Genomic DNA, 12,883 nt, shown 5'->3' on the forward strand with positions numbered 1-12,883 from the left:
CACTTAGATATTAAGCACTTAGGTATTAAGCATATCGAGCATCAAGCAAAACTTAACGTTAGCCTTGGGCTTCACGCTCTAATACAACAAAAGCCACCGCGTACTCGACTTCATCGCTCAACGTAACGTGGCTGGTGGTGACACCTGCCGCTTGCAAGAGCCTTTCGGCTTCGCCGTTAAGAAGGAAATAGGGCTTACCCAGGGCATCGTTCAGCACCTGAATATCACACCACTGCAATCCCTGGCGTAGGCCCAACCCCAGCGCTTTAACAAATGCCTCTTTGGCAGCAAAGCGTTTGGCCAGAAACGCAGCGGGCTGGGATTTCTGCTGCCAAAGCGCATGCTCTTCGGGGCCTAGAATACGCTGAGCAAAGCGTGGGCCGTGCCGCTGCATGGCCCGTGTAAAACGTTCAACACGGGCAATATCAGAACCTATACCCACGATCATTGCCTAAAACCCCTGAACAGAAAAACTCTAAACAGAAAATCCTTAAACAGAAAACAGCTGTTTAATGCCCGCAGCAGCCATTATGAACATGCTCGGATGAGTCTGCATGATCGTGGCTATGTTCGTGATCGTGAGCATCGAGGGCCGCCATTAAGCCCGCCTCTTGACCAGCGATAATCAAGCGCTTCATTTCCTGCACGGCCTCTTTCAGGCCCACAAACAGCGCACGGGCGATAATCGCATGACCAATATTGAGTTCGTTGACGCCCGGCAGCGCCGCAATCGCTTCAACGTTATGGTAGTGCAAGCCATGACCGGCATTGACCACCAAACCCAGTGAGATAGCGTGAGTCGCAGCGGTGGTTAAGCGATGATACTCCGCATTCGCGTCATCGCTGCCTGGCCGTGCTTCGGCATAAGCGCCCGTGTGCAGCTCAATCGTCGGCGCCCCGGCGCGCTGGGCAGCGTCAATTTGCTCAATATCAGGATCGATAAACAGGGACACATCACAACCCGCCGCGCTCAATCGCTGGCAGGCGCTGGCAATGGCGTCAAAGCCGCCTACAACGTCCAGGCCGCCTTCGGTGGTCAGCTCTTCGCGTTTTTCCGGCACTAAACAGACATGGGCGGGACGCACCTCTTCGGCCAAAGCCAGCATCTCTTCGGTGACGGCCATTTCCAGATTCATACGCGTATTAAGCACTTCTGCCAGAATACGCACATCCCGGGGCTGAATATGTCGCCGATCCTCACGCAAATGCACGGTGATACCGTCAGCACCGGCCTCTTCGGCGACTAGTGCCGCCTGCACAGGGTCAGGGTAGCGCGTACCTCGGGCTTGGCGAAGTGTCGCGATGTGATCGATATTGACGCCTAACAGTATCCGAGGGGGGTGCATAGTGCCTCCAGCGCAACGATAAGATAAGAGTTTGTGAACATAAAATCAGGAATTAGGGACGGTGGCGGCGCCGTGCTAAATCGAGCATCAGTTCCCGCGAACGTAAAACGGTTGTGCCCAGATGGGGCGCCAACGCCGCGCGCATTACCGCTTTAAGTGCATTGGCAAGCCCTTCATGCTGCCAGTCACCCTGTTCAATATAGCGTAGCGTTCTGCCATCGAGCCCTCGCTCAGCAGGCATAAATGCCCGGCTGGCGGTATCAAAACGGTAGCGGAGTTGGGGATCCAAAACGCTACCCTCTGGCGTCGTAAACTGCGGCGTGGCCTCCAGCGCTTCTAGCAGCGCCCATTCATAGCGGCGTAACGCCAGCGCTCGCTCGGCGGGCGCTGGCAACGCTTCGAGTAGCGCGGTATAAAACGCAAATACGTCGGGCGCAGGCAATTCTAACGGCAGCAGCCGGGTAGCGATTTCATTGGCATAAAGCCCGCATAGCAGCCCCTCTCCAGCCAATAGCGCCGTCTGGCCGCGAGACTCCATTAACGTCAACCGCTTCAAATCACGACTGCCCTGCCAAGTCACAAACAGCGGTGTAAACGGCTGCAGGCGTTGGCGTGATTTTGAGCCAGGCCTTTGCCCACCATGGGCAACGGCACGCACTCTGCCGTGATCAAGCGTTAATAGATCCACCAGCGCACTGGTTTCACGGTAGGGCCGACGGTGGAGCAAAAAAGCCGGCTCTGGCGACATCGTTACCTTCAATCGAGGTCGTAACCCAAGCTTTTCAAGGCGCGCTCGTCATCCGACCAGCCGCGCTTCACTTTCACCCATAAATTGAGCATTACTTTAGTGCCCAAGGCGCGCTCCATATCCAAGCGCGCTTCGCGGCCGATGCTCTTGAGGCGATCGCCGTTTTCGCCGATCAAAATGACTTTCTGGCCTTGACGCTCAACGAGAATAAGTGCGCTGATATGCGTTACTCGCTCAGTCTCGCGGAACTCTTCAATTTCGACGGTCATCTGGTAAGGCAGCTCATCGCCCAACTGGCGCATGACCTTTTCACGTACCAGTTCAGCGGCCATAAAGCGCAGGCTTTTATCGGTAATTTGGTCTTCAGGGAAGAAGTGGACGCTTTCAGGCAGGTGTTTGGCCACCTCCTCTTCCAACGTGTCGACCTGGGTGCCGTGTTTCGCTGAAATCGGCACAATGGCGGCGAAATCACGGCGCGCACCGACATCTGCGAGCCATGGCAGTAAATCGCCTTTTTCGCCCAGGCGGTCGACTTTATTGACCGCCAGAATCACCGGCGCTTTTACATGTTCCAGGCGCTTTAACACCGCCTGGTCTTCTTCCGTCCAGCGGGTGCGGTCGATAATAAACACCACGCAATCGACATCGCGCAGCGCCTGGGTAGCTGCTTGGTTCATAAAGCGATTGATGGCTTTATTACGATCTTTGGACATGATGTGCATGCCCGGCGTATCCACGTAGATAAACTGGGTCTCATCGACCGTTTTAATCCCCATTACCTGGTGCCGCGTGGTTTGCGGGCGCCGTGAGGTAATCGATATTTTCTGCCCTAGAATACGGTTCATGAGGGTCGATTTGCCCACGTTGGGTCGGCCGACAATGGCAACGAATCCGCAGGTTTGGCTCATGATTTATCTCCAGGGCTTTTTTCGAGGTACGACAGCGCTTCTTCTGCCGCTTGCTGTTCAGCATGGCGGCGACTAGGGCCTTTACCAGTGGTATGCTCAGCCAACAAGTCAATGTAGCACTCCACGGTAAAGGTCTGGGCATGCGCCTCACCCTTTACGCAGACAACTTCATACCGCGGCAACGCGGCTTGACGCGACTGCAGGAACTCCTGCAGCCGTGTTTTGGGATCTTTTTGAGTATCTTGCAAAGAAATATTACCCAGTCTTTCGGAGTACCAATCCAACACACGGTCGCGTACCACATCCATCCCGGCGTCCAGATAGATGCCACCAATAATGGCTTCTACCGCATCCGCCAGGATCGATTCACGGCGATGCCCGCCGCTTTTCATCTCACCTGATCCTAACCGCAAGCATTCGCCAAACTCCATTTCCCGGGCCAGTTCCGCCAGCGTTTGCCCCTTCACCAGTCGCGCGCGCAGGCGTGAAAGCTGCCCTTCTCGAGCTTGGGGAAAGCGCTGAAAAAGCGCCTCGGCGATCACAAAGTTGACGATGGAGTCACCCAAAAACTCCAGGCGCTCATTGTTACGACCACCGAAGCTACGGTGGGTCAAGGCCAATTCCAGTAGCGTATCGTCGCCAAAAGTATGGCCGATTCGTCGGCAAAAAGCGTTCAAGGAATTACTCACAGCTCTCCTACGTCATTGACGTTAACTAAAGTGACATAACTAATTAAATTTAGCCTAGGCAGCATTTTCATTCAATCCGCCGCACGCTGGTAAAGCTTGGCAACCCGCCGTCCCAATGCATCCATACCGCAAACGCACGACCGACAATATTTTCTTCTGGCACGAAGCCCCAATAACGGCTGTCGTTGGAGTGGTCACGGTTGTCGCCCATCATGAAATACTCGCCTTCTGGAATCGTTTCTTCACGCATTTGCGGGCCAGGATCACGCGGGTTGTTATAAATGAAGTGCTCGGCGTCACCGAGGCGCTCTTCTAACAGCAGCTGTTGAGGCGATTTATCCGGCCCCTCTTCAATCAGCTGCTTAGCGATCGGCTCTCCATTAATATAAAGCTGTTTACCTTCGTAGCGGACAGTATCACCCGGCAAGCCAACCACGCGCTTAATGAAATTGACCGAAGGTTCTTCGGGAAAACGAAAGACCATCACGTCGCCGCGCTCAGGGTCACCTACTTCGATAAAGCGGGTATTCACTACCGGCAGGCGTAGTCCATAGGCAAACTTGTTGACCAGAATAAAGTCACCCACTTCAAGCGTCGGCCGCATTGAACCCGAAGGAATTTGAAAGGGTTCAATGATGAAACTACGCACTATCAGCACCACGAGTAGCACTGGAAAAAACGAGCGCGCGTAGTCGACCGGCCAAGGCTCTTTCAGCAGTTTTTCGCTGGTAACGGGATCCAACCCTTCCTGGGTTTTAGCCTCTGCTGCGGCGAAGCGTTGGCGGCGCTTAGGCTTTAATAGCCATACATCCAATAGGTAAATAGCGCCCGAAAGCGCAACGGCAAGTACCAGCAGTAATGAAAAATCCATGAGTGACGTTCTTTCCTAGTCGTTAACCTTGAGCACAGCAAGGAAGGCATCCTGGGGAATTTCCACGCGCCCCACTTGTTTCATGCGTTTCTTACCCGCTTTCTGTTTCTCGAGCAGTTTCTTCTTACGGCTGACATCGCCGCCATAACACTTGGCCGTCACGTTTTTACGCAGCGCCTTCACAGTGGAACGTGCTACCACTTGGCCACCAATAGCCGCCTGAATCGCCACGTCAAACATCTGGCGTGGAATCAGCTCTTTCATTTTTTCAACTAATAAGCGACCACGATTATGAGCGTGATCGCGGTGAATAATCACCGCTAGCGCGTCCACCTTGTCGCCATTTATCAATACGTCGAGACGGACTAATTTCGCCTCTTCAAAGCGTTCGAAGTTATATTCAAGCGACGCGTAGCCTTTAGAGATCGATTTCAAGCGGTCAAAGAAGTCCATGACCACTTCTGACATGGGGAGCTCATAAGCCAGTTGAATTTGATTACCCAAGAACTGCATGTCTCGCTGTGTGCCGCGGCGCTGTTCACATTCGGCAATGACATTACCCACGTATTCTTGGGGAACCAATATGCTGGCGCGGACAATCGGCTCACGCATTTCATCTACGTCAGCCATATCAGGCAGCTTGGAAGGGTTGGAGACATAGTGAACGTCGCCATTCTTCATCGCTAGTTCGTAGACAACCGTTGGAGCGGTAGTGAGTAGGTCAATATCATACTCACGCTCTAGGCGCTCTTGAATTATCTCCATGTGCAGCGTGCCTAGAAAACCTACACGGAATCCAAATCCAAGTGCGTCGGAGTTCTCTGGCACATATTCAAGAGAGGCATCGTTAAGCGCGAGCTTTTCAAGCGCATCACGGAAGTCCTCGTAATCATCCGCACTGACTGGGAACATACCGGCGTAAACCTGCGGCTTCACTTTTTGGAAACCGGGCAAACGCGGTACATCGGGCGTTTTAGTGTGAGTGATCGTATCGCCCACCGGCGCACCGTGAATCTCTTTGATACCGGCAACAATAAAACCGACTTCGCCCGCCCGCAGAATATCTGTCTGTTTACGTTGGGGGGTAAAAATACCTACTTCTGTAGCGCCCCAATCGCGGCCGGTTGATTTAATACGGATTTTATCGCCTTTACGTAGCGTGCCGTCGAACAGGCGCACTAACGAGACAACGCCAAGGTAGTTATCAAACCAGGAATCAATAATCAACGCTTGCAGTGGCGCATCAGGATCGCCTTTGGGCGGCGGAATATCCCGCACCAAGCGCTCAAGCAGGGCATCAATACCAATGCCACTTTTAGCCGAAACTTGGCAGGCATCCGTGGCATCGAGGCCAATAATCTCTTCGATCTCCTGAGCAACCTTGTCGCAGTCCGCTTGAGGTAAATCGATTTTATTTAGTACGGGCAGTACTTCCAGGCCTTGTTCGATAGCGGTATAGCAGTTGGCCACCGACTGAGCCTCAACACCTTGTGCAGCATCGACAACCAGCAACGCCCCTTCACAGGCGTAGAGTGAACGCGACACCTCATAAGAAAAGTCAACATGCCCAGGCGTATCGATAAAGTTCAGCTGATAAACTTGACCATCGGCAGCAGTGTAATCCAGCGTGACCGACTGCGCTTTGATGGTGATACCACGTTCACGCTCGATGTCCATAGAATCGAGCACTTGCTCTTTAAGCTCACGCTCGGTTAATCCTTCGCAGGTCTGGATCAGGCGATCAGAGAGCGTCGATTTACCATGGTCGATGTGGGCGATTATTGAAAAGTTGCGTATGTGCTTAAGCTTTCCGTTGGGAACGTCTTGGGACATCGAGTCTGTTCTGCCTTAGTGGTACGCAAGCGGCCGCATCAGCAGACCGCTTCGAGAGTTCAAAGCTCGAAAACAGCTGCCGTTTAAAACTAAGGGCCATTTCCGACAAAAAGATATCCGCTATTGTAGCGATATGCGCAGGCTAGGAACAGCGGTCCGGCGAGAACCGCCGGACCAGGGGTTAAAATAGGCGGGTTATTCCAGACGTAGCGCTACAAATAGTGAACGTCCATCGCGGAACAAGCGCACAGGAATAGCGCGGTCGTTCGGCAACGCCTCAACGATCTCTACCAGCTCATCGGAAGAAGACACGCTGCGGTGATCAATGCTCACCAAAACATCACCAGGGTTAATGCCTGCATCAGCGGCCACGCTATCCGCCTCTACCTGACGAACAATCACACCGCCAGGAATATTTAGCTGTTCGCGCATGGCATCATCAATTTCAGCAACCATCACGCCAAGGCGGGCTTGATTATTACTGCTGGCTTGACCCGGCTGTTGCTCAGCATCTGGCCAACTACCTAACTCGACTGACTCGGTCAGCTCTTCGCCATCACGCATTAGGGTGAGCTCTACCTCGGTGCCTGGCGAACCTTTGCCAATCAGACGCGGCAGTGAGCTTGAGCGGTCAACCTCTTCGCCATTGACCTCAAGAATGACATCGCCAGCCTGAAGACCGCCCAGGGCTGCGGGGCCTTCTGGATCAAGGTCAGCAATCAGAGCACCAATCGCATTGTCCATACCGAAAGACTCGGCCAGATCCTCAGACACGGGCTGAATCATGACGCCTAACCAACCACGATCCACCCGGCCGCCTTCACGCAACTGCTCAGCCACATCCATGGCAACGTTGATGGGGATAGCAAACGACACGCCCATAAAGCCGCCGCTACGGGTAAAGATTTGCGAGTTAATACCCACCACTTCCCCATCTAAGTTAAATAGCGGGCCGCCTGAGTTACCGGGGTTAATCGCCACGTCGGTTTGAATAAACGGTACGTACGCATCCCGTGGCAAGGTACGATTAATGGCACTAACGATACCCGCAGTAACCGAGTGATCAAACCCGAAGGGTGAACCGATGGCAGCTACCCACTCGCCGACTTTGAGCTCGTCAGAGTCACCTAGATTGAGTGTAGGCAAGTCATTTGCGTCAATTTTCAGCAATGCCACATCGGTTTGTGGATCGCTGCCAACCAATTCTGCACTCAATTCGCGACGATCATTGAGCCGCACAAGAATTTCATCAGCGTCCTGAACCACATGAGCATTAGTCATCACATAGCCGTCCTCACTGATAACAAACCCCGAGCCTAATGACTGGCGCTCTTCAGTGCGCCCTTGCCCACTGCCAGGTGGTACTGGGAAGCTGTCACCAAAGCTCTCACCAAAAAAATGGCGGAAGATTTCCGGAATTTCCTGCCCACCGAAACTAGGAGCGCTGCTGCGCTGAACCGTTCGACTGGTCGAGATATTCACCACCCCAGGGGCGGCGTCTTCAACTAACTGGGTAAAATCAGGTAAGCCTTGTGCGCTGGCGGCTTGGCCAAACGTTAGCAATGCCACCACGCAGACCCATAGCGTGGAAGGGAGAATCAAGCGCTTCATGCAAGAGCTCCTACTTAATGTGATAGTAATCAAAGGCAGATCAACAGCTCACAGCGAGACGCCGGAGAACTAGACTGACGAACTAATTGACCAAGCGTGGGCGGAAGCGTTCCCCTCGCCCACGCATTAGGCATTTAATACTTAACGCACCGCCCACCAGGGCAATAAAAAAGACCAGCGGCGCCAGCCAGCTCGCGGTACTGACGAACGAAATCAGGCCGGACAGCAATAGCGCTAACATCAGCGGCAGCCCATAAACGCAAACAGCCAGCAGCGTGACAGAGGCACGTGGCAGGCTAATAGTGACGCGACTGCCTAGCGGATAGTCATGCTCAGCGCTGTACACTTTGGGAGGAAGCGCTACTGCAATGCGCTGGCTACGCTGGGGAGCCAGCAACCCAACACCGCACCCTCGCCCTTGAGCACACTGCTCGCAGCCCTGTTGGGCGGAAATCTCTACGACAAGCCCTTTCGGCGCACAATCGATAGGGAAATAGTCAACAATCGTGCCCGTACGAAGCAGTGGGGTACTCGACCGAGAAGCACAGGGTGCGGAAGTCATTAGCTATCTTCTCACCATAAGTAAACAACTAACGCTACTGTTCAGCGGCATCATCACTCTCATGAGTTTCATCTTCAAGTAGGTCGAAGGTAATTGAGCGTACAATGCGCTGCAACGTTGCTACCGGCAACTCACCAATGGCCACTAGTTGCCAGCGTCCTTCAGCAGTAAGGGTGTGCTCAATCGCGACGGCCGACACGCCCAACTGCTGCACGCCTTCTTGCAAGGTAGTCGTATCTTCAGACGCGAGAGGTTCGACAAAGATACTCACGGTGGCTAAGCCGTCGCTATAGACTCGCTGATGACCATTATCACCAGCCAAGGACACCGGTTGCGCAACAAACCCATCGGGCAACCAAGTGGCCTGCCAGGGAGTATTGGGAATAGCGTTAGGGGTGCTCGTTCGAACACTGCCGGTATACTTTTGGGGCGACTGAAGCTGAGTAATTTGGAAGGTTTCAATGATCCTGCCTTGCTGATCACTGAGCACATGCTTAAGCAGCAGGCCGGTCTCCTGGTCTAACCACCACTCATGAGAGAAACGCCATCGATCGACGGGCTTGAAAATCAGTTTAACGGCGGCGCGACCAGCTACTCGAGCGTTATCCTCTAGCTCAATGGCGTAATATTTTTCAAGATGAGCCGCCCACCTTTCGGGCGAAGGTAATTCACCGTTGCTGTGCTCTTCGGTCCAAGCCAACCTACCTACCGGCGAGCGGCGCTCGATGCTGACAGAGGGACCGTCTAAATACTGAACTACCTGCTGACGAATGCCGTCTTGAATGCGGTGGGAAAGCGCCAGCGTGCGTACATCGACGGAATCAATAGCCACCGCTCTGGCCTGAAACGCATAACAGTGGCTAGCCCACAAACCGAGTTCTAGCCACTGTTTTGGACTACTGGGCTGCGTTTCAGATTCAAACGCACATTCGTAGCCCGCATGACTGCCAGAAGACGTATTGATTGCTGAGGAGCTATTGGCTGTTGACGAACTATTGGCGTCTTCCGCATGCGTTTGAAAAGGGAGCGTACCAATAACTACCGCCAGCACCCATGCGCGCTTAGCTCGCTGGGGAACCATCATGCTGCGCACTCCCTACTCACCTAATATGTATCGTCAAAATAGAGTGGCATTATTTAGCGCTGACCTAAAGGCTCAGTGACTGCGGAGGAGCGCATTAGCGGCATCCAGCTATCGCCACTGCCGTAGGCGGCACTTTGGGTATGCTGCTCTAAGTAAGACTGTAATAAGCCAATCTGTTCGATATCAATATTAGTACCTTGGGAAGCAGTCACTCCTTGAGGCGTCTGCGCCGAGAAACCAGTTTCACTAATATTCATTAGGCCACTTTGACCCGACTGGCCACTAAGCCGAAACGGCGTTGGCTCAAACATGGGCATGTCAGCACGCGTAGCGACTGCCGACTGAGAGGCTAGGCTAACGGGCTGCACTAGAGTAGCCCCGTTGGAAACGGACGCAGTCGTCGCAATGTCACTACTGCCCTGGCCAACGGATGAGTTATTGCCAAAGAACTGAACGCCAGTGATCACCATCAATGACACCGCAGCAGCAACCCCGGCGCCGCGGGCAAACGATATGCCTCCCGCGCGGTGGGCCACAGGTTCCGCATCTTGCATCATTGGTGCAGGCTCGTCACGCAAGCGAGCCATAATACCCGCAGAAAGATCAACGCTGACATCTACGCCCTGCTCGCGCTGCATCATACTGCGGGCAAGGTGATAACGGCGCCAAGTATCAGCGGCATCGTCATCATTAGGCAGTGCCTTCAACACTCGGCGAAGCTCAAGCTCATCACTCTCGCCATCCATTAACACCGAAAGTGATTCCCGTGTGTTTTGACTCATACTTCACACCCTCACACTGTTTAAAAGAAGTACTGGGGTAATGGGCCTTCATTCTGCGCACCACCACTCCGACGACTTCCAAGGCCAAGACTCAGTTACACGCTAATAAATTACCAACATTGATTAGCCTGCAACGCTAAGCGCATGACGCTTTGTACATTGATACATCATGTATCGACATATCAAACGTACTCATCAAGATAGTCAGGCTTTATGACGCCTTACATGCCAGACAGTTCACAAAAAAGAAAAAACCTTTATTTCGGCATCCTTTGGCGGCCGTACTACCTACCCTCTACTGACCACTACTCATCGCGACTGTTCCGCGCCGTCGATATTAATGGACGTATATGTTCATCAACTGCTTCACGAGCGCGAAAAATCCGCGAACGTACGGTGCCCACTGGGCACTGCATTACCTGCGCTATATCTTCGTAAGCAAGACCATCCAGCTCTCGCAACGTAATCGCCGTACGCAGATCATCCGGCAGGTTTTCGATCGCCTGATAAACCGCGGCTTCGAGCTGGTCTCTGGCAATCGCCGCTTCCGGTGACTCTGAGTCTGCCAACCGTCCGCTTTGGTCGATAATTTCAGCATCGACGATGTCCAAATCACTGCCCGGCGGACGTCTTCCCCGCGAAACCAGATAGTTCTTTGCTGTATTAATTGCGATGCGGTACATCCAGGTATAGAACGCACTTTCTGAGCGAAATTTGCCTAAGGCGCGGTACGCCTTAATAAATGCCTCCTGGGCTACATCCTGAACTTCAGAGTGATCATGAACGTAACGGCCAATCAGGCCGATAATTTTATGCTGGTACTTTTTTACCAGCAGATCGAAAGCGCGCGTATCACCTTTTTGGGCACGTTCAACAAGCTGTTGGTCTGTTTCCCGAGTGCCCATTCACACGCTCCTCCAGCTCGTACGGCGTGCGCCGAGCCCCATTCCTATTAGCCCTGACAAGCGGGCGTTCACAGCAAGCAGCATAGCGTCCCTTGGGCATTGATTAATAATAGAGTTAATAAAAGAGCGAGTTCATCGCCCGAGTATGTTGCTGTATTTTATTACGAAACAGTATTTTATTACGCCACAGAATTTTAACGACAGGGTCTCAGTGTTACGCGTTCTTCGCAGCGTATCAAGCGCTTACCCCCTTTCGCAAAACCCTGCGGCTGACACTTTTAATGCCGCCATAGTTCCACAGCAATTGATTTTTACCTGCTCGACAAGCGATAGTAGGCGCCACTTTTATCGCCCTTCACTTTTTTCAGCCATCGCGCAAGCACAGGTAGCAAGATGTCAGAACAGCAGGTTAATAACCTTAACGTCCTCGCTCAAGACGTTCTCACCACGCCAGAAGCGCTCAAAAATGCCGTGCCGTTAACCGATGCAGCAGAGCGAACCGTCATTGAAGGTCGTCAAACCATTCAGAATATCCTGAGTGGCAACGACCCGCGACTCTTAGTCGTCGTTGGCCCGTGCTCAATCCACGATGTGGAAGCCGCGCTTGATTACGCCCGTCGCCTGCGGGCGCTGGCCGACCAGGTCAGCGACAGCCTGTATATCGTGATGCGCGTCTATTTTGAAAAGCCGCGCACAACGGTGGGCTGGAAAGGCCTGATTAACGATCCGCACCTCAACGACTCTTTTGAGATCGATGAGGGTCTGCATATTGCCCGTAAACTGCTGGTCGATCTGGCCGAAATGGGCTTACCGCTAGCGACCGAAGCACTGGATCCCATTTCGCCCCAGTACCTGCAGGACTGCATCAGTTGGTCGGCGATTGGCGCCCGCACCACTGAGTCGCAGACTCACCGGGAAATGGCCTCCGGCCTTTCCAGCCCCGTCGGCTTTAAAAATGGCACCGACGGCAGCCTGGATGTGGCGATCAACGCACTCCAGTCCGTGGCTAGCCCGCATAACTTTCTGGGCATTAACCAGGCGGGCCAGGTAGCCATTATTCGCACTCGCGGCAATGCCTACGGCCACGTCGTTCTACGCGGTGGCAACGGTAAGCCCAACTACGACAGCGTAAGCGTTGCCCTGGCGGAGAAAGAGCTTGAGAAAGCCAAGCTATCACCCAACATCATGATCGACTGCTCCCACGCCAACTCCAATAAAGACGCGGCGTTACAGCCCCTGGTACTGGAGAACGTCACCAATCAGATTTTGGAGGGCAATACCTCCATTATCGGCCTGATGGTTGAATCCAACATTGGCTGGGGCAATCAGAAACTGACCGCAGACCTTAGCCAACTACAGTATGGCGTGTCGATTACTGATGCCTGCATCGACTGGGACACCACGGTGGAAGCCTTCAACCGTATGAACGACAAACTTGCCGCCACCCTGGCCAAGCGAATCGCTAAGTAACACCGTTGCAGTTAGATTAAACTGCTATAAACCCCCGCCGCGGCGGGGGTTTTTGGTTCCAGAACATTGAATAA

The 12,883-nt window shown here is 53.3% G+C and carries 13 protein-coding genes; 1 reads left to right on the plus strand and 12 read right to left on the minus strand.

From position 1 onward, the window contains the following. Nucleotides 1-58: 58 nt before the first annotated feature. The 12 genes from acpS to rpoE form a co-directional block, all read right to left on the minus strand. Entirely contained in the window at nucleotides 59-448 is a 390-nt protein-coding gene (acpS, locus tag A6R74_RS03925; protein WP_064233139.1) for a holo-ACP synthase, read from the minus strand. Between the two features lie 61 nt (nucleotides 449-509). Next, nucleotides 510-1,346: a pyridoxine 5'-phosphate synthase gene (pdxJ, locus tag A6R74_RS03930; RefSeq protein WP_064233140.1), complete on the minus strand. Its 837-nt coding sequence runs from the start codon at nucleotides 1,344-1,346 to the stop codon at nucleotides 510-512. A 52-nt stretch (nucleotides 1,347-1,398) separates the two neighbouring features. Next, nucleotides 1,399-2,094 carry a DNA repair protein RecO gene (gene recO, locus A6R74_RS03935; protein WP_064233141.1) on the minus strand — a complete coding sequence of 232 codons (696 nt, stop codon included), beginning with the start codon at nucleotides 2,092-2,094 and terminating at the stop codon, nucleotides 1,399-1,401. Between the two features lie 8 nt (nucleotides 2,095-2,102). Continuing rightward, complete coding sequence (era, locus tag A6R74_RS03940) at nucleotides 2,103-3,002, minus strand: GTPase Era (protein ID WP_009286442.1); 900 nt, start codon at nucleotides 3,000-3,002, stop codon at nucleotides 2,103-2,105. Beyond that, nucleotides 2,999-3,691: a ribonuclease III gene (gene rnc, locus A6R74_RS03945; protein WP_064233142.1), complete on the minus strand. Its 693-nt coding sequence runs from the start codon at nucleotides 3,689-3,691 to the stop codon at nucleotides 2,999-3,001. The genes era and rnc overlap by 4 nt, the downstream gene beginning before the upstream one ends. A 67-nt stretch (nucleotides 3,692-3,758) precedes the next feature. Continuing rightward, a complete protein-coding gene (gene lepB, locus A6R74_RS03950; protein WP_064233143.1) occupies nucleotides 3,759-4,562 on the minus strand; it encodes a signal peptidase I in 804 nt (267 codons plus the stop codon). Between the two features lie 15 nt (nucleotides 4,563-4,577). Further along, nucleotides 4,578-6,395, minus strand: coding sequence for a translation elongation factor 4 (lepA, locus tag A6R74_RS03955; protein ID WP_064233144.1), 1,818 nt, complete (start codon nucleotides 6,393-6,395; stop codon nucleotides 4,578-4,580). A gap of 195 nt (nucleotides 6,396-6,590) precedes the next feature. Beyond that, a complete protein-coding gene (locus A6R74_RS03960) occupies nucleotides 6,591-8,006 on the minus strand; it encodes a DegQ family serine endoprotease (RefSeq protein ID WP_064233145.1) in 1,416 nt (471 codons plus the stop codon). A gap of 82 nt (nucleotides 8,007-8,088) precedes the next feature. Beyond that, a complete protein-coding gene (locus tag A6R74_RS03965) occupies nucleotides 8,089-8,568 on the minus strand; it encodes a SoxR reducing system RseC family protein (protein ID WP_064233146.1) in 480 nt (159 codons plus the stop codon). A gap of 34 nt (nucleotides 8,569-8,602) precedes the next feature. Then, a complete protein-coding gene (locus A6R74_RS03970; protein WP_064233147.1) occupies nucleotides 8,603-9,652 on the minus strand; it encodes a MucB/RseB C-terminal domain-containing protein in 1,050 nt (349 codons plus the stop codon). 53 nt (nucleotides 9,653-9,705) lie between these two features. Continuing rightward, entirely contained in the window at nucleotides 9,706-10,434 is a 729-nt protein-coding gene (locus A6R74_RS03975) for a sigma-E factor negative regulatory protein (protein WP_064233148.1), read from the minus strand. A 305-nt stretch (nucleotides 10,435-10,739) separates the two neighbouring features. Further along, on the minus strand, nucleotides 10,740-11,339 hold the full coding sequence (gene rpoE, locus A6R74_RS03980) for an RNA polymerase sigma factor RpoE (protein WP_064233149.1): 600 nt from the start codon (nucleotides 11,337-11,339) through the stop codon (nucleotides 10,740-10,742). Between the two features lie 393 nt (nucleotides 11,340-11,732). Between rpoE and A6R74_RS03985 the strand changes: the two genes are divergently transcribed. Then, nucleotides 11,733-12,809, plus strand: coding sequence for a 3-deoxy-7-phosphoheptulonate synthase (locus A6R74_RS03985; RefSeq protein WP_064233150.1), 1,077 nt, complete (start codon nucleotides 11,733-11,735; stop codon nucleotides 12,807-12,809). Nucleotides 12,810-12,883: the final 74 nt, after the last annotated feature.

This window comes from Halomonas sp. ALS9, assembly GCF_001651035.1.
GTDB lineage: Bacteria > Pseudomonadota > Gammaproteobacteria > Pseudomonadales > Halomonadaceae > Vreelandella.